Below are 16,176 nucleotides of genomic sequence, written 5' to 3'. Positions count from 1 at the left end.
GCTATTCCGCGCGGTTAAATTTTCTGTATGCAGCCGCGATTGCGTTATAATAGGGTCAACGGAAGCTGCTTGATGAAGAGTGCAGTTGGGCAACATTTCAGACAGCGAATGCGGTGTGACGGTTTGTGAAAGAAGGTCGTTTTATGCAAGAAAAAGTGAGAATCAACTATTGGAGTGTGACTCCGGAAGAGATGTTGGAAGCTGTTCATTCCAACGTAAACGGTCTGGCTGCTGAGGAAGCGGCAGTAAGGTTGAAGCAGCACGGTCAAAACACGCTAAGAAAACAGAAAAAAGATACGCAACTCAGGGCCTTCCTCAGCCAGTTCAAAAATCCAATCATCCTCATACTGATTGTTGCAACCGGAATATCGGCTGCAACAGGGGAGTGGATTGATGCGATGATCATCCTGGCCATCGTCTTGGCGAGCGCGACGCTCAGCTTTTATCAGGAATATACCGCGGGCAATGTCATAGCGGAACTCCGGGCGAAAGTGCAAGCAAAGTCCGTCGTCCTTCGCGATGGTAAGCCGATCGAGATTGCATCAAAAGAGGTAGTTCCGGGCGATATCATCAAACTTTCTACCGGCAGCCTCATTGTTGCGGACGGGTTGATTCTGGATAGCTCGAATTTATTCGTCAACCAGTCCATCCTCACGGGAGAATCCCAACCGTCCGAAAAGAAACCGGGCAAAGTCGGTGAGGATGCCAGCTTGGAAGAACGTACCAACTGTGTTTACACGGGTACAAGTGTGCAAAGTGGAAACGCCACGGTGTTGGTGGTGGAAACGGGAGCAAACACTGAATTCGGGCAAATCGCCGATAAGCTTTCTTTACGCCCGCCGGAAACGGAATTTGAACGCGGCGTGCGGCGATTCGGCTATTTATTGACTGAAATCATGCTGGTTCTCACCTTGGTCGTTTTCGCGATCAACGTCATCATGAACCGGCCAGCCATCGAAGCCTTGCTTTTCTCGGTTGCTCTTGCTGTTGGGATCACGCCGCAGCTTCTGCCGGCAATCATCAGCATCACCCTCTCGAAAGGATCCCGCATTATGGCGAAGGAAGGGGTCATCGTCCGCCGGTTGACCGCAATCGAAAATTTCGGCAGCATGGATATCCTCTGCACCGATAAAACCGGAACCTTGACGGAGGGCGCCATCCGTCTTGATGGTGCGGCTGATGTTTCCGGGCAGCCCTCAGATGAAGTGTTTCGGCTTGCGTACTTGAATGCGCGCCTTCAGACAGGGATGGTGAATACGCTGGACGAGGCAATCAGTGCATCCAAAGATGTGGACATCAGTGCCGTCAAAAAACAAGGGGAAATCCCTTTTGATTTCAACCGGGAACGACTGAGTGTCATTGTTCAGGAGGATGGAAAGTGCATGATGATCGTGAAAGGGGCCTTGAACAGCATCCTCGCCATCTGCACGCGGGTTGAAATCGCTGGCGCCGAAAGCGCAATGGATGAAGAAATCCGGTCCGGCATCCAACAGCACTACGAGGAGTGGAGCAGTCAAGGAATCCGCATCATTGCAGTCGCCCAAAAAATGGTGCCCATGCAGGGGAAATATGCAGTTGAAGACGAAAAGGAAATGGTCCTGATGGGCTTTCTGCTCCTGTTTGACCATCCGAAAGCGGATGTTTCGCAGACCATTTTAGACTTGGCGCGTAAAGGGGTCAGTCTGCGGATAATCACTGGGGACAATAAGTTGATCGCTTTGCACACTGCCGAGGCGGTAGGTCTGAAAGTCACTGGGGTTCTTACCGGATCGGAACTGATGAAGCTGAGTGATGAAGCTTTGTGGGCTAAAATCGAAGCCAATACGGTCTTTGCAGAAGTGGATCCCAACCAGAAGGAGCGGATTATTCTCGCCCTGAAAAAGAAAAATCATGTGGTGGGCTACATGGGCGATGGCATCAACGATGTGCCAGCGCTGCATGCGGCAGACGTCAGCCTATCAGTGGACAATGCCGTTGATGTGGCCAAGGAATCGGCTGATTTCGTATTGATGGAAAAAAATCTGGAAGTACTGAGCCGCGGTATTGTGATGGGAAGGACAACCTTTGCCAACACGCTCAAATACATCCAAGTCACTACCAGCGCCAATTTCGGCAATATGTTCAGTATGGCGGGGGCATCATTATTCCTGCCGTTCCTGCCGCTGCTCCCCAAACAAATACTCTTGATCAATTTTTTGAGCGATTTCCCTGCGATCACCATCGCCAATGACAGTGTGGATAAGGAAACAGTGGAAAAGCCGCTCAGATGGGATATCCATTTCATCCGTGATTTTATGTTTGTTTTTGGGCTTGTCAGTTCGGTTTTTGACTATCTGACTTTTGCCCTCCTGTTCATCGGTTTTGATGCCAAACACGGATTATTTCAGAGCAGCTGGTTCACTTTTTCAGTGCTCACGGAATTGCTGGTATTATTGGTCATGCGTACGCAGAAGCGTTTCTACAGAAGCAAACCCGCCCCAATCTTGCTATATTCATCCATCTTGGTGGGCATTATCACTATGCTGATCCCATACTTGCCGTTTCGTCAATACCTTGGCATGGAACCAATCAAGCCAATGCTGTTGCTGTCTCTGTTCCTCATCCTCGGCCTGTACGTCATCGTCACGGAAATCGCCAAGTATTATTTTTATAAAGCAAAGGCGCAGCCGGAAACCAAGAAAGTACGCAGATAAGCAGTGTGTTGCAATCAGGGAGGCGGGATACGCATGTTCGAGACTTTTTATTTTTTGCTCGGGATAGTGAACAGTTTACTTTTGATTACGATATTTTTTCTTGTGCGGTATACCAAAACCGCGCAGGTAGCGGTCACGGGGAAAGTCTATTTGGCGTTGGCGATCCCGGCTGTCATCGGAATCGTCCTGGCGCAACAGCAGCAGAAGCCGACCCAATACACGATATTCCTGGGAATCTTCCTGGCTTTCCTTATGCTGGAAGGCATCTACGACTTCGTTCTGAAGGTATCTTTCCGTGAAAATTGGAAGTTATTGACGCCTTATCTGATGCTGTATTGGTCGATGAATTACGGTTTCATCGTAATGACGTGGAAACATTCGAAGCTGCAAGGCGGAATTCTGTTGGGCTTGTTCATTATCCAGATCATCGCCAATATCCGCTCGCACACGAAAGAGAAGAAATGAATGTTTGTAAACAAAAGAAGCATTACGCCCAAATCTGATGAGGGTGTAATGCTTCTTTTTCGCTATCGCGCAGCCGTTCATAAGGTATTTCGAAATTCGTATCGGATCATTCATTACTTGCTTTGGGATCGTGCTTCTTCCTGCACCAATCCCAGGAAATAATCCGAGGCTTTCGAAAACACTTGATATTTCTTCCAGACAAAGTGGAGTCCGACCTCAAGCCTTGGTTCCAACGGACGGAAGCATAAGTCGCTGCCTTCGCCGGTATGGATGATGCCATCCAAGCACAGCGCATAATGGCTGTTTTCTTCCACGAGCAGGGAGGCATTGTAAAGTAGATTATAGGTTGTGACGATGTTCAGGCTGCGCTCATTGCCACCGAGCCAACCAGCAAGTTCGTTTTTGACCAGCATCTGGTTCGAGCAGATGACCGGTTTACCCCTCAGATCCTTCGGTGCGATGCTTTCCAAATCAGCCAGTGGACTGTCTTTCCTCATCAGCACGCCCCAGACGTTCTTTGTCGGCAACTTGATGAAATCATATTTGGTCATGTTCGTCGGCTCGACCAGTACGCCGAAATCAAGCAAACCATTGTCCAATCGGTCCGTAACGTCCTCGGCATTGCCGCTGAACAGATGGAATTTGAGCAGCGGGTGCTCCGTTTGGGCTCTGCTGATTGCGCGCGCTATGATCCGCATCCCTTCGGATTCGCCACCGCCGATATAGATGTCCCCGCTGAATTCAGTATCGTCCGCTCGCATTTCAGACTCGGTCTTATCAACGAGTTGGATGATTTCCTCCGCCCTTTTTCTGAGCAGCATGCCGTCATCCGTCAAAGTGATCTTGCGGTTGCCTCTGATGAAAAGTTGCTTTCCGAGTTCCTCCTCCAGTTCCTTCATTTGTCTGGAAAGGGTAGGCTGCGTGATATGCAAAAATTCCGCTGCACCCGAAATGCTCTGTTCCCTTGCGATCGTCAAAAAATACTGCAGCACTCTGATTTCCATGACCTCAACTCCTTCGCCACCATTTTAGCGTTTCTTGCTATGCCTTTCAAGTATATCAAGTTATCTGATATAGGTATTTGAAATTCACCTTGATTCGATATATTCTGTTCACATAAGGAGGGAGATGAGTGGACATAAGTGAAGAAATGATGATCACAAATCTTAATGATGCAGGCTGCACGAATGAAACCATCGCTGCTTTCCTGCACTACCGCCAAACGAACGAACAGGTAAAACAGATGGATTTGCTGAAGAAACACAGGCACATTTTATTGGATAAGATCCATGAGGACCAAAAGGCGATCGACTGTTTGGACTACTTGCTTTACAGACTAAAATAATAATACAAATCAGGGGGAAAAGAATATGATTGGAACGATCGCAGGAATATTGACGACATTGTCATTCGTACCGCAGGTTATCAAAGTTTTACAGACAAAGGACACGAAGGCCATTTCGTTGGGGATGTACCTCATGTCAGTGATAGGCATCTTCTTATGGATGACGCATGGGTATATAATGGGGGACATGGCACTGTTGATCGCCAATCTCATCACTTTCTGCTTGGCCTTGGTCATTCTGGTTGCCAAATTGAAATATAAATAAAAATTTGGATCAGTTCACGCTGATCCTTTTTTCATTTTGTTATAAAGTCAATTATAATGGATGAGAAGGGTGGTGCAATCATGTTGGAAGAGTTGGCGTTTGAAATTGCGAAAGCAGCGCATGCCGGACAGACGGATAAAGCCGGTCTTGATTATATCCTGCATCCGTTGCAAGTGGCTGCAGAGATGACGACGGATGAAGAGAAGGCTGTCGCGCTGCTGCATGATATCATCGAGGATACGGATGTGACGGCAAATGAGTTGCTGGCGAAGGGTTTGCCGGACAATGTTGTCGAAGCTGTTGAAGCATTGACCAAAAAGCATAACCAAAACTATGCCGCATATTTGGCTGGCGTTAAAAAGAACCGGTTGGCCACTGCCGTAAAGCTGGCGGATCTGAAGCACAATTCGGATTTGAGCCGTCTGGAGAAGATCACCCAAAAGGACAGGGAGCGGGCAGAGAAATACCGCAAGGCGATTGAATATTTATCAAAGTGAAAGAAATTAATGGACCAGCAATTCCCCGGAAGGAGGATTTGCTGATCCATTTTGTATTATAAAAGCGTTGTATTTTCAGGATTTGCTCGTTTCATCAATGATCAATTTCAGGCATTCCTCGATGCTGCGCAGCATCGGGTTGTCCGTCCGATAGATTACTCTTGTCTTGATCTTCAATGACTCAGTCGGAGTCGATAAAATGGTGACGCGCCCGGCCAGGAGGTCTTCCTTGATGACATCTTCCGACAGGATGGCGACACCCGCGTCCATCAACAAGGCTTGGCGGATCATCTCGAGACTGTTGAAGGTCATCCGATTCTGGTCTGACAGGCTGTTTCTGTGCATGAATTCCTGAAGGAAGCTGCTGTAGGAGGATTCCGATTTGTAGAATAGCAAGGGCGGCTGCAGATTGGGTTCGCGTCTCATGCGGCTGGCCAAAACGGTTGAAGCGACCAAGCAGATGTTGTCTTCCCGGAGCAACCGGTCGCGCACGCCGATCGTTGTGTAATTGGCACTGAGGATGCCGATGTCGTATAGTTTGTCGCGTACGCCTGAAAATATCAATTTGGCGTTCTCAGCGGTATCGATCTCGATTTCGATGTCAGGAAACTGCTCGTATGCTTTCGCGAAAAATGCCGACAGGTTCATCTTCATATAATTAAGATCCCCTACAATCCGTAGCCGCCGCTTTTTTTCGGACAGATTACGCATCTTATCCAGTGCCTCTTCATAAAGACTGAATATTTGTGAGGAATACTCGAACAAGGCTTCCCCGGCCGCTGTCAGGAACAGTTTCCTGCCGGCACGGATGAACAACTCCTGCTCAAGGTCCGATTCCAACTTTTTGATTTGTTTGGTGATTGCCGGTTGGCTCAGTTCGAAATGTTGGGCGGTTTTTGAGAAACTTAAAAAAGTAGCGCAATAATGGAAAGTCCGTAGCTGTGTTAAACCCATTGCAATCCCTCCGTGTCAGCTTATTTACCACCCAGTATAACCAGTAGTTATGAAAAAAGGTTGGGTATGTAAGAAAGTCGTGAATCCTGTTAGGAAATATCACACAAATAGGAAAAGCCGCAACTATTCCAATGTCCTTTCCAATGCTTGTGGGAACGGGAAGGCACCGTTTTCAGCAATTTACACCGAGTAGCCGGCCTTGAAAATGTTGCTTATACTTTGAATCAGATAAGAAAAAAGCAAGGATCCGTTCTGAATGGCAGCAATAGGTGGCCGTTCATCCGGATCTGCAAAAGCATCAAGTGAACGGAGGGAGCTTATGTATGTCGCAAACGGAACAGGCAGGTTGGAGAAGGTTTTGCTTTCAAAACCCAATCATGTCCATCAGGCAGAACAAATCAATGAAATTTCAAAAAATTGGAACATGCAACATATAGATGAAGGTCGTGTTCTAAAGGAATTCCAAGATCTCCGTACATTATATGAAAGTTTGGGCATTTCCGTCGAACTGATGGATAAGGATGAAATCCTACCGCATGCCGTGTTCGCCCGGGACTTCGGGGGCTGCGTAAACGAAGGCTACATACTCGGGAAATTCAAAAATGGGATCCGCTTGCCGGAAACGGCAGCCTACGAAGAGAAAATGGCCGAGCTGGGGGTTCCGTTATTGGGGGAAGTCTCAGGGACGGGCGTCTTTGAGGGCGGGGATTTTGCCTTCCTTGACGGACGCACGGTGGCGATCGGTATGCTGGATCGGACGAATGCGGAGGGATTCGGCCAGATTACGGATATCCTGAAGCCTTTGGGTTATGAAGTGCATTCCGTTGAGATGGATCCCAGGTATCTCCATTTGGATATGTGCTTTAACCTGGTTGCTCCAAAAGTGGCGATCGGCTATGCAGATTTGCCTGAAGCTTTCGTCGCGTTGTTGAAGCGAATGGAGATCGAATTGATCACCGATGACGAACCCGCGATTTTCCGGCATGGCTACAATGTCCAGGCGATCGGTTGTGACGAAGTGATTTCCCTGGCCCAGAATCGGCGCATCAATGAAAAGATGCGCAAGAAAGGACTCACCGTCCATGAAATCGAGTTGACTGAGCTGCTGAAATTAGGGGGAGGCATCCATTGTATGACCTTTCCTCTTAGAAGAATGAACGCATAGGGGGTAACGATATGTACGAGAGAATCAAAAATCTGCCGCAACCGCAGCAAATTGAAGCATTGGCAAAAGAACTCGTCCAAATCCCGAGCGTGAACAGTTCCGCTCATGGCGAAGCGGAGCTCAGCAGACGGGTTTTTGAAATCCTGTCGAGTTTCCCTTATTTTCAGGAGCACACCGAGCTGGTCTGGGAGACGCCGTTGGAAAATGACCCTTTGCAGCGGAGAAATGTGTTCGCTTTTCTCCCCAAAGCTGATTCGAAGAAGATCGTCCTGATGCATGCCCATATCGATACGGTCGGTGTCGAGGACTTCGGAAAGCAGAAAGCAGATGCTTTTTCGCCGGAGCGTCTGTTGCGCTTTTTTGAGAATTACGAAGCGGATGCCGAGCTTCAAAGGGATGCCTTGTCCGGGGCGTGGGCATTCGGGCGCGGCATGTTGGACATGAAAAGCGGGATGGCTGTGCATCTGGCGAACCTGCTGCATTATTCGTTACATCCGGAACAACTGCCTTTCAACCTGTTGTTGATGGGGAACCCCGTGGAGGAGAACGATCATACCGGCGTCATCGCTTCTTTGCCGGAGCTGCTGGCATTCAAGCGGAAGGGCTATGAATTCGTCATTGCGGTCAACACCGATTTTGTCTCGCCGTTGTATGAGGGGGACAGCACGCGCTATCTGTATACGGGCGCTGCCGGGAAAATCCTCCCTTGTTTTTACATCAAAGGTCGCGAAACGCATGTGGGCAGCACCTTGCAGGGCATCGATCCGACACTGCTTTCCAGTGCCATCAATTTGGCGATCAACACGAACCCTGATTTGTGCGAGCTGATCGACGACGAAGAGGTCCTGCCGTCATCCGCTCTCCAGCAGCGGGACTGCAAAGACTTCTACAATGTCCAAACAGCGAAAGTGGCTCATCTGTATTTCAATACTTTCCTCTACGAATGCTCCGTTACGGAGGTGCTGACGGTATTGCGCGGTGCAGCCGAGGAAGCCGTACGGGAAGTGACGGATAAATTGGACGCCCGACTTGCCGAATACCGTGCCAGAGTCGGCGTTCCGATCGGTACGGTCGAGCACGAGGTGAAGGTGCTGCTTTTCGAAGAGTATTTGCGGGAGTGTTCGCAAAAGGGCGTCGATACGGCTGCGATAATTGCGGACGCGTTAAATAAATACGGCAGCGAGGACAAACGCGCATTCGGCTTCCGGCTGGTCGAGGCATTGGAGCATGCGACAGGGGACGACAGCGCCAAAGTCATCCTGTTCCTGGCACCGCCGTTTTGTCCGCATAATGGCATCGAACCGGATTCTTCGGTCGACCGTGCCATTTCAGCCGCGATGGGAAAAATCGGTGAAGAGCACGGCCAGACATTCAAAAAACGGCGCTTCTTTCCGTTCCTTTCCGACAGCAGCTACCTGTCCATGAGCGAAACAAAAGCGGAAATCCTGACATTGATCCAAAATTTTCCGGGCATGGAAAGCATTTACCCGCTGCCGACCGATGATATTCAGGAACTTTCGATCCCTGCGGTTAATCTGGGTGTGTTCGGAAAAGGGGCGCACACTTGGAAGGAAAGGATCCACAAGCCCTATTCCTATGAAGTCCTGCCCCAACTGATCCGGGAAGTCATTTCGAATCTATCCCGCGAGGAGGACCATGCGGAAAATGGCAAGCGATTATCCGGAAGTTTGGGGAAACTGTGATCTGACGTTGGAGATTGACGTAATCGTTGCTATTTCCTGAACCGCAGATGCCAGGTCAAACCGATCAGGTGGGCCAAGTATACGATTATCAGTAGGATGCGCAACAACGCGCTGTCGGTCAGCGCAAAAGGGATTGCAAAGACGAAGAGCAACATCGCGAACATCCGGACCATTCCTGGGTTCGTGATGTTTTTCTTTACTAACGGCTCCTCGATGTATTGTTTGTATTTTTCCGATTCGACGAATTGCTGATGCAGACGGTCCGAACTGTGGACCCAGAAGAAGCCGGTCAGCAGATAGAAGACAGTTGTAGGCAGGAATGGCAGGAATATCCCGACAGTCCCGAGTCCGAATGTTAATGACCCTAATGCGATATATAGATACTTTTTCAAATGGATAGTCTCCTTCAAGTCTGGCGAAAACCAGATGATTTTTGTTGCTTATAGTTAACAATATCGTCGTAATGAAGATTGTTTGTGATATACTATTCGGATAGTATAGTACATTTGGCGGAGCGCGTGTATTAGGGAAGTCCTGATTCATTACCGAGAAGGAGCTATTATGAAAAATACATCTCTTGTAATTTTGGGTTTACTGTTTGCCGTTTTTGGAATCAGTCTGTTTATGCCTTGGATCCTGCTTCCGAACTATGCGACGTTCGCGTTGGACCCGACTTCAGGCTATCGGTTTTATTCACAAAACTACTCCGTGCTATTTTTATGTATCCTGATTTTGCTTACGTATTTTCTGCTGTTCAGGTTCAGGCAATCTAAAGTATTGCTCTTGCTCGCAGCGGAACTGATTTTTTTGGCAGGAATCATCCTGTCGCCGCTGATATCCGACGGTCTGATATTCCTCGACGTCGTGCTCTACGGGTATTATGTTGCCGTAGCCATGTTGTTGACGTTGATCCTTTACCTGATTGTTTTGTATTTCAGGTGGAATGATCAGCTCTCATGATTCTTTATAAAAACCGTACGTTGGGCTTTTCGATGTCCAGCCGTACGCTTTTTTTTTTGCAGCGATTGCTATTATTCCCATCGTGCAAGCGTTTGTATATTTTGACAAACCTTATTATTCGTGATATTATTCTTTCGAAATCGAAATATTAAAGGGAGGTGGTGTTACGATGTCTGCAACAGATCGCGATACTTTAAAGGCCCTTACTGTGTTATTTAAATCATCCCAACATGTACAGGACAAACTGAAGAAAGATATGATGAAACAAGGTTTGAATTTCTCCGAATTCGCCGTGATGGAATTGTTGTACCATAAAGGGGAACAACCGATCCAAAACATCGGAAAGAAAGTCTTGCTTGCCAGCAGCAGTTTGACGTACGTTGTCGATAAATTAGAGAGCAAAGGGCTGGTGCAACGCATCCCATGTGCAACTGATCGCCGCGTTATATTCACAGCCATTACTGAAGAAGGACGCAAATTGATGGACCGCATTTTCCCATTGCATGCTGCGTATATCGCAGAAATTTTTTCTGTCCTTTCAGATAAAGAAGTTGAAACGTTCATCGACTTGGCCAAAAGAGTCGGGGTCCATGCCGAAAATTTGGAGCATTGACCACAATTCAGCATAACAAAAAAGTGACTGCCACAGCATCTGGCTGGGGAGTCACTTTTTTTGCGCTTTTTTATGCCCGATAAATCACTTTTTCCGGATGCAATCCCTATACATATGGTAAAATAAGCAGTATCAGATAAAAAGGAAAGATGACAGTGAAAAATAAGAAAATCACCAAAACAAATGCGATGCGCATGCTGGATAAGCAGAAGCGCGCTTATACAATCCACGAATACGCTTGGTCGGAGGACCACCTTGATGCGCTATCCGTCCTTGAGAAAATGAGTCAGGATGCCGGAGCGGTATACAAAACCATCGTAGCGGTCGGCGATAAGACCGGTGTCGTTGTTGGGGTCATCCCGGCGCAGAACGAGCTGGACCTGAAGGCTTTTGCGAAAGTCAGCGGCAATAAACGGATCGAAATGCTGCCGTTGAAGGATCTGGAAGCGACGACCGGCTACATCCGGGGCGGCTGCTCGCCGGTCGGGATGAAGAAAGCTTTCCCTACCTATTTTTCGCATCACATCCTTGATGAAAAGAGCGTGCTCGTATCCGGAGGCAAACGCGGAACGCAGATCGAAATCAGCCCGGCCGATCTGATTGCCGTTGCGCACGCTAAAGTTGAAAAGATAACACAAGAGAAAGATGAATGAAGCACGTTCCTCTTTGTCAACGGAAAAGGAGAACGTATCATGAAAAAATTGCACATTTATCATATCAATGATCTGCATTCACATTTTGATAATTGGCCGAAGATCAGGCGCTTTTTGTTGGAAAAGAAAACCTTCCATGAAAAAAATGGAGAAGAGGTGCTTCTTTTCGACATCGGCGACGCGTGCGATCGGGTGCACCCTTTGACGGAGGCCACCAACGGTAAAGCGAACATCGAGTTGTTGAACCAAATTCCGTTTGATGCGGTGACGATTGGGAACAATGAAGGAATAGGCAACGACAAACGCCAACTGGACGAACTTTATGATAATGCCGAATTTCCGGTTGTGTTGGCGAATCTCTACGATCCGGAGACGGATGCTCTGCCGACTTGGGCGCAGCCTTATCTGATCAAGACCTTGTCCAGCGGATTGAAGGTCGGCATCATCGGTCTGACGGCACCGCTCTACCTCAGTTATGTCCCGAACGGTTGGGACCCTAAGGAATCGGATGAAGTTCTGCCGAAAATTTTGTTGAAAGTAGCGCCGTCCGTCGATTTGATCATCCTTTTGTCGCACGTCGGCATCATCGAGGACATCCATATCGGCGAAATGTACCGTTCTATTCCGATCATCATCGGAGCGCATACTCACCATGTACTGCCGGAAGGCAAGCATGTGGATGATTCCTTGTTGCTGGGAGCGGGCAAGTTCGGAAAATACATCGGTCATGTAACGGTCAGCTATGATTCCGACAGGATTCTGGATCGCAAGGCCGAATTGATTGAAGCGGCGGATCTGCCGGAAGAACCTGGCGATCGAGCGGAAGTCGAGGAACTGCAACAGCGCGGAGAGGAACTGCTGTCTGCGATTCCGATCGCGGACAACCCGAACCGGCTCAATGCGGACGAAGGCCACATCAGTGATTTGTTGCTGTTGGGATTGGACGCTGTGACCGAATATGCCGGTACGCCATTCGGCATACTGAACTCCGGACTGTTCCTGGAAGATTTGCCTCAAGGTATCATCACCAAGAATCATCTCCACCAAATCCTGCCGCATCCGATGCGCCTGCTGGAATGCACGCTGACGGGGCGGGATTTTAAAGTCATGATTGATGAAATGGAATCGCAGCGCGAAGAACTGATGGCGAAGGAAATAACCGGCATGGGTTTCCGGGGAAGGGTATTCGGGGAGCTCTGCTACCGGGGGTTCGAAGTCGAACCGATTACGAACCGCGTGATGTTGGAAGGCCGGGAGCTTTCCGATGAGGAAGACATCACCTTTGTGACGGTGGACCATTTCCGCTACATCAGCTATTTCCCGACAATTGAAAACGAAGGCCGCAGCCGTCTGCTGTTCCCGTATTTCCTTAGGGACGTGTTCGGTCTGCATTTAGAAGATAAATTTCCTATAATGAGAGAAAAGTGAGGTGCTATCGTGGATAAAAAGGAATTTGTGGATGAGTCATTGAAAACACAAGTTGACTCCTTACTGGAAACTATTGCGGATGATAGTGGGTCGGAAACAATAGACCGTAAAGAAGAGGAAGAAATGGTTAAGTTATTGGACGATAACCGTCTTTTGGTGGGTACTCAAGAATACGAATTGAGTATCAATCACCGTGAAGGCTTTGATGCTGAAGCGTTAGCCGGGAGATATACGTCCATTTTGAGTAAGTACGATTACATCGTCGGGGATTGGGGCTATGATCAGTTACGTCTCAAGGGCTTTTACAGAAACAACAACAGCAAGGTATCCCAAGATAAGAAAATCAGCTTCCTGGAGGATTATCTCTATGAATACTGTAATTTTGGTTGTGCCTATTTCGTGATCGAAAAAACGCGAGCGGAGAAAGAAAAAATCACAAAAACCAAGCGCAATCGCAAGCGGAAAAATCGTGAAGCAAACAGAGAAGAATTGCCAGCCGATACAGCTGCCCGAACGGTTGCCCAGCCAATCCCTGCTCCGATTCAACCAAACAAAAATAAAGAAACAAAAAATGCCGAAAGACCAAAAAGCCAAGCGAAGAAAAAAGGGTTTGTGATCAAAGATGTGAACGCGAAGGACTCCCAGCCAAAGGATAAACCTAAAACGACAACAACCCGACCTGCTAAGGGCGAGAAGAAAAGTTTCCAAATCAAAAAGATAGAGCAGTGATCAGGAGGAGAATATCATCAAAAAGTACAAAGGTTATTTAATCGATCTTGACGGAACCGTGTATAAAGGTGCTGAGCGCATCCCGACAGCGGAAATCTTCGTCAAAGAACTTCAGGATAAAAACATACCGTTCCTGTTCGTCACAAACAATGCAACCAAGACTGCCGCAGAGGTAAAAGAGAACCTTTTGCAAAACTTCCAGATCGATGTGACGGAAGATCATATCTACACCAGCGCCATGGCGGCATTGGATCACCTGAATGAATTGAACATCGGCAAAAAGGTTCTTGTCGTCGGTGAAGCCTCTTTGAAGGAGGAGGTGCAGTCAGCCGGTTTTGAGATGGTGGATGAAGATCCTGATTTTGTCCTGCAGGCGTTGGATCGCGGGGTTACGTATCAGCAATTGGAGACTGCTTGTTTGGCCATCCAAAAAGGAGCTAAGTTTGTTGCGACGAACCCGGATACCAATTTGCCGACCGAACGAGGCTTTATTCCAGGAGCCGGTGCTTTGACTGCCTTTCTGAAGGCTTGCACCCAGAAAGAACCGTTGATCATCGGAAAGCCGTATCCAACTATAATGGCAGGCGCCATCAAAAGGATGCAGTTGGAGAAAGAAGATGTCATCATGGTCGGGGATAACTATAATACAGATATCCTGGCCGGTGTCCATTATGGTGTGGACACGTTGATGGTCTTGACAGGATTCTCCCAGTTGGTGGACATCGAAGGCAAGGATGAGCAACCAACCTACATCATCAATGATCTGTCCGAGTGGGAAGTGTAGTGATGGTGCAAAAGCTGAAATATTTTTTCGGATACACAGCAATTTTTTTTCTGGTGCTGAGTGCAAGCATCGCTTTTACGATCAACTTCACCCCGCTCTACAGCTTCGATATCGATTACCTGAACATTGAACAGATGACCGGATTTTCGAAAGACGTCATACTGGATAATTACCGCATCCTGATGCAGTATCTGAATTTGCCATGGATTGCGGAATTGAAAATGCCTGATTTCCCGGCATCCGAAAGCGGCCTGTTCCATTTTCATGAGGTGAAAAGATTGTTCCTGTTGGATTACGCCGTCTTGGGTGTGTCGGCCGCCGCAACCGTATTGTTTTTGCGGATGGTGAAAAAAGAGCAGGGCTACTGGCGCATGTTGAATCCGTTGCGGCTGATGATCGCTGCTCCATTGGTGGCTTTGACTGTGATATTCATGAACTTCGACCGTTTGTTTGTCGCGTTCCACGGTGTCTTCTTCAATAATGATGCCTGGATCTTTGATGCACGGACAGATCCGATCATTTTGGCGTTGCCGCAGGATTTCTTCATGCACTGCTTTGTGCTGGTCTTCGTGCTGCTTGAACTAGCGCTTGTGCTGTTGTACTTTTGGGTACGCAGGAAAGTGAAAACAACATAAAATAAACCAGCTTGAGCTGCCATCTTGTTTGATGGCAGCTCAAGCTGGTTTTTGTTTTGACTGGGTGCTCGATTTTGTCATGGCTCTTGCGATTTTTAATCGCTTAGAGACATGATACACTTGGGCGCTTGCGACCACAGTGCATCCTAACAAAATCTCTAAAACGTGTTCTGAATCCCAGAAATCTCCGCCTAAGCTGACTAACACACACGGACAAAAAGCGTCCGTTCTCGTAATAGCCTCTTAGTGCTCATCCCCTCCCGCGAATCATCACACTCTATTTCATTATGTCGCTTTTGTTTGGGTTGTCGTGGGCGATACGGCTGGCTGCGGCTGCGGCGATGGCGCCTACGATGTCATCGAGGAAGGTGTGGCACTCCGAATCGGATTTGTCGTTCAGTTTCTGGAGAATGCCTGGTTTGACTTTATCGATGTATCCGTAGTTCGTGAAGCCGATCGACCCGTATACGTTGACGATGGAAAGAGCAAGGATTTCATCGATGCCGTAGAGGCCTTCGTCGTTCAGGATAATGTCCGCGAGTGGCTGGGACAGATTCCCAGATTCGGCGAGCTTATCCAATTCAATGCCGGTTATGATTGTGTTTTGGACTTCCCGTTTCAGGAACACAGCCGTAACGTTCTCGATGCATTCCTCCATAGTCAGATTGTCGACATAGGATTTTTGGAGATGCAAAACGAGGTCGGCGATATCTTCGACGCTTACGCCGCGTTCTTTCATCAAAGCCACCGCTCGTGCATGCAACTCGCTGTCTGATTTGACCATATTAAAGCCTCCTGGATTCGTATTTGATACTTTTATTATAGAGGATTGGTTTGTGAAAACAAAAGAAGAGGCATTCCTGATTTATTATTTGCGCCAGAGAGCGGATTTGGCGGAGATTCTGTCCAAAAATTCTGGGCTAAGCGAAAAAGAAGGGGCCGTCTCTGTATGGTATGCCACCCGTCAATAGGACAGTAAAATATTTAAACAGTTTTACAGACTGCTCCCCGTAATGTGGGGGCAGTTTTTTTCGTTTTTAACCCTGCCGCGCTTACGCTTGGCGGCCCACACGTTTTATGAGCGAAGCACAAAACGCTTCACTCATAAAACGTGAGGGTTCATTAGGCTGCCTCGAAATACTGATCATGAAACTCCATTGGAGTCATGATATGCAGCTTCCTTTGAATGCGTCTATTATTGTAATATTCCATATAGTTGTGAATCATATCAATCAAAGAAGAACGACTAGTAAATTTACGACGGTAATATTTTTCACGCTTGATGAG

20 protein-coding genes are annotated in these 16,176 nt (G+C 47.9%); 15 read left to right on the top strand and 5 right to left on the bottom strand.

The genetic code is table 11. The annotated features are described in order from the left end of the window. Positions 1-143 precede the first annotated feature (143 nt). Together mgtA and BM184_RS06865 are read left to right on the top strand one after the other, a co-directional pair. Positions 144-2,693, top strand: coding sequence for a magnesium-translocating P-type ATPase (gene mgtA, locus BM184_RS06870; protein WP_086942696.1), 2,550 nt, complete (start codon positions 144-146; stop codon positions 2,691-2,693). Positions 2,694-2,726: 33 nt separating this feature from the next. Further along, complete coding sequence (locus BM184_RS06865) at positions 2,727-3,158, top strand: hypothetical protein (protein WP_086942697.1); 432 nt, start codon at positions 2,727-2,729, stop codon at positions 3,156-3,158. A 113-nt stretch (positions 3,159-3,271) separates the two neighbouring features. Here BM184_RS06865 and BM184_RS06860 read toward each other — a convergent pair whose 3' ends face one another. Then, positions 3,272-4,162, bottom strand: a complete 891-nt coding sequence (locus BM184_RS06860; protein ID WP_086942698.1) for a LysR family transcriptional regulator — start codon at positions 4,160-4,162, stop codon at positions 3,272-3,274. Positions 4,163-4,290: 128 nt separating this feature from the next. Between BM184_RS06860 and BM184_RS06855 the strand changes: the two genes are divergently transcribed. The 3 genes from BM184_RS06855 to BM184_RS06845 all read left to right on the top strand — a co-directional run bounded on the left by BM184_RS06855 (position 4,291) and on the right by BM184_RS06845 (position 5,265). Next, positions 4,291-4,503 (top strand): hypothetical protein, encoded by a 213-nt coding sequence (locus BM184_RS06855; RefSeq protein ID WP_218150999.1) that lies wholly within the window; start codon positions 4,291-4,293, stop codon positions 4,501-4,503. A 25-nt stretch (positions 4,504-4,528) separates the two neighbouring features. Continuing rightward, positions 4,529-4,768, top strand: coding sequence for a SemiSWEET family sugar transporter (locus BM184_RS06850; RefSeq protein ID WP_086942699.1), 240 nt, complete (start codon positions 4,529-4,531; stop codon positions 4,766-4,768). Positions 4,769-4,848: 80 nt separating this feature from the next. Next, positions 4,849-5,265 carry an HD domain-containing protein gene (locus BM184_RS06845; protein WP_086942700.1) on the top strand — a complete coding sequence of 139 codons (417 nt, stop codon included), beginning with the start codon at positions 4,849-4,851 and terminating at the stop codon, positions 5,263-5,265. Positions 5,266-5,340: 75 nt separating this feature from the next. Here the strand turns inward: BM184_RS06845 and BM184_RS06840 are convergent, their stop codons facing one another. Further along, positions 5,341-6,219, bottom strand: coding sequence for a LysR family transcriptional regulator (locus BM184_RS06840; RefSeq protein ID WP_086942701.1), 879 nt, complete (start codon positions 6,217-6,219; stop codon positions 5,341-5,343). Between the two features lie 256 nt (positions 6,220-6,475). Between BM184_RS06840 and BM184_RS06835 the strand changes: the two genes are divergently transcribed. Both BM184_RS06835 and BM184_RS06830 read left to right on the top strand, forming a co-directional pair. Then, entirely contained in the window at positions 6,476-7,384 is a 909-nt protein-coding gene (locus BM184_RS06835; RefSeq protein ID WP_310793414.1) for a dimethylarginine dimethylaminohydrolase family protein, read from the top strand. Between the two features lie 11 nt (positions 7,385-7,395). After that, positions 7,396-9,087: a peptidase M20 gene (locus BM184_RS06830; RefSeq protein ID WP_086942703.1), complete on the top strand. Its 1,692-nt coding sequence runs from the start codon at positions 7,396-7,398 to the stop codon at positions 9,085-9,087. Between the two features lie 29 nt (positions 9,088-9,116). On the opposite strand, the gene BM184_RS06825 is transcribed toward BM184_RS06830, so the two are convergent. Then, a complete protein-coding gene (locus tag BM184_RS06825) occupies positions 9,117-9,479 on the bottom strand; it encodes a YbaN family protein (protein WP_086942704.1) in 363 nt (120 codons plus the stop codon). Positions 9,480-9,648: 169 nt separating this feature from the next. Here BM184_RS06825 and BM184_RS06820 point away from each other — a divergent pair, with 169 nt between their 5' ends. The 7 genes from BM184_RS06820 to BM184_RS06790 all read left to right on the top strand — a co-directional run bounded on the left by BM184_RS06820 (position 9,649) and on the right by BM184_RS06790 (position 14,889). Beyond that, positions 9,649-10,047: a hypothetical protein gene (locus tag BM184_RS06820; protein WP_086942705.1), complete on the top strand. Its 399-nt coding sequence runs from the start codon at positions 9,649-9,651 to the stop codon at positions 10,045-10,047. Between the two features lie 169 nt (positions 10,048-10,216). Next, positions 10,217-10,660, top strand: a complete 444-nt coding sequence (locus BM184_RS06815) for a MarR family winged helix-turn-helix transcriptional regulator (protein ID WP_086942706.1) — start codon at positions 10,217-10,219, stop codon at positions 10,658-10,660. 149 nt (positions 10,661-10,809) lie between these two features. Further along, positions 10,810-11,313 carry a Cys-tRNA(Pro) deacylase gene (gene ybaK, locus BM184_RS06810; RefSeq protein WP_086942707.1) on the top strand — a complete coding sequence of 168 codons (504 nt, stop codon included), beginning with the start codon at positions 10,810-10,812 and terminating at the stop codon, positions 11,311-11,313. A 39-nt stretch (positions 11,314-11,352) separates the two neighbouring features. Next, positions 11,353-12,741, top strand: coding sequence for a bifunctional metallophosphatase/5'-nucleotidase (locus BM184_RS06805; RefSeq protein WP_086942708.1), 1,389 nt, complete (start codon positions 11,353-11,355; stop codon positions 12,739-12,741). A 9-nt stretch (positions 12,742-12,750) separates the two neighbouring features. Next, the gene (locus tag BM184_RS06800) at positions 12,751-13,470 is read left to right on the top strand and encodes a YutD family protein (protein ID WP_086942709.1); all 720 of its coding nucleotides are present in this window, start codon (positions 12,751-12,753) and stop codon (positions 13,468-13,470) included. A gap of 16 nt (positions 13,471-13,486) precedes the next feature. After that, on the top strand, positions 13,487-14,254 hold the full coding sequence (locus BM184_RS06795) for a TIGR01457 family HAD-type hydrolase (protein WP_086942710.1): 768 nt from the start codon (positions 13,487-13,489) through the stop codon (positions 14,252-14,254). Between the two features lie 2 nt (positions 14,255-14,256). Then, positions 14,257-14,889: a TIGR01906 family membrane protein gene (locus BM184_RS06790; RefSeq protein ID WP_086942711.1), complete on the top strand. Its 633-nt coding sequence runs from the start codon at positions 14,257-14,259 to the stop codon at positions 14,887-14,889. A 277-nt stretch (positions 14,890-15,166) separates the two neighbouring features. On the opposite strand, the gene BM184_RS06785 is transcribed toward BM184_RS06790, so the two are convergent. Beyond that, positions 15,167-15,673 (bottom strand): phosphatidylglycerophosphatase A family protein, encoded by a 507-nt coding sequence (locus BM184_RS06785; protein WP_086942712.1) that lies wholly within the window; start codon positions 15,671-15,673, stop codon positions 15,167-15,169. A gap of 52 nt (positions 15,674-15,725) precedes the next feature. On the opposite strand from BM184_RS06785, the gene BM184_RS15520 reads away from it, so the two are divergent. Beyond that, positions 15,726-15,860: a hypothetical protein gene (locus tag BM184_RS15520; RefSeq protein WP_256213062.1), complete on the top strand. Its 135-nt coding sequence runs from the start codon at positions 15,726-15,728 to the stop codon at positions 15,858-15,860. Between the two features lie 151 nt (positions 15,861-16,011). On the opposite strand, the gene BM184_RS15700 is transcribed toward BM184_RS15520, so the two are convergent. Continuing rightward, positions 16,012-16,173: an IS3 family transposase gene (locus tag BM184_RS15700; protein ID WP_409373509.1), complete on the bottom strand. Its 162-nt coding sequence runs from the start codon at positions 16,171-16,173 to the stop codon at positions 16,012-16,014. Between the last annotated feature and the right edge of the window lie 3 nt (positions 16,174-16,176).

Source organism: Trichococcus pasteurii, from assembly GCF_900112935.1.
Taxonomy (GTDB): domain Bacteria; phylum Bacillota; class Bacilli; order Lactobacillales; family Aerococcaceae; genus Trichococcus; species Trichococcus pasteurii.
Note: the sequence above shows the minus strand (reverse complement) of the source record. Positions and strands in the feature narration are given on the sequence as shown.

Excerpts from the sequence above, each read along its gene's own strand:
- BM184_RS06865 (WP_086942697.1), top strand. The coding sequence starts at position 2,727 with ATGTTCGAGACTTTTTATTTTTTGCTCGGGATAGTGAACAGTTTACTT.
- BM184_RS06790 (WP_086942711.1), top strand. The coding sequence starts at position 14,257 with ATGGTGCAAAAGCTGAAATATTTTTTCGGATACACAGCAATTTTTTTT.
- BM184_RS06805 (WP_086942708.1), top strand. The coding sequence starts at position 11,353 with ATGAAAAAATTGCACATTTATCATATCAATGATCTGCATTCACATTTT.
- BM184_RS06785 (WP_086942712.1), bottom strand. The coding sequence starts at position 15,673 with ATGGTCAAATCAGACAGCGAGTTGCATGCACGAGCGGTGGCTTTGATG.
- BM184_RS06835 (WP_310793414.1), top strand. The coding sequence starts at position 6,476 with ATGGCAGCAATAGGTGGCCGTTCATCCGGATCTGCAAAAGCATCAAGT.
- ybaK (WP_086942707.1), top strand. The coding sequence starts at position 10,810 with ATGACAGTGAAAAATAAGAAAATCACCAAAACAAATGCGATGCGCATG.
- BM184_RS06860 (WP_086942698.1), bottom strand. The coding sequence starts at position 4,162 with ATGGAAATCAGAGTGCTGCAGTATTTTTTGACGATCGCAAGGGAACAG.
- BM184_RS06820 (WP_086942705.1), top strand. The coding sequence starts at position 9,649 with ATGAAAAATACATCTCTTGTAATTTTGGGTTTACTGTTTGCCGTTTTT.
- BM184_RS06815 (WP_086942706.1), top strand. The coding sequence starts at position 10,217 with ATGTCTGCAACAGATCGCGATACTTTAAAGGCCCTTACTGTGTTATTT.
- BM184_RS06840 (WP_086942701.1), bottom strand. The coding sequence starts at position 6,219 with ATGGGTTTAACACAGCTACGGACTTTCCATTATTGCGCTACTTTTTTA.
- BM184_RS06845 (WP_086942700.1), top strand. The coding sequence starts at position 4,849 with ATGTTGGAAGAGTTGGCGTTTGAAATTGCGAAAGCAGCGCATGCCGGA.
- BM184_RS06830 (WP_086942703.1), top strand. The coding sequence starts at position 7,396 with ATGTACGAGAGAATCAAAAATCTGCCGCAACCGCAGCAAATTGAAGCA.
- BM184_RS06850 (WP_086942699.1), top strand. The coding sequence starts at position 4,529 with ATGATTGGAACGATCGCAGGAATATTGACGACATTGTCATTCGTACCG.
- mgtA (WP_086942696.1), top strand. The coding sequence starts at position 144 with ATGCAAGAAAAAGTGAGAATCAACTATTGGAGTGTGACTCCGGAAGAG.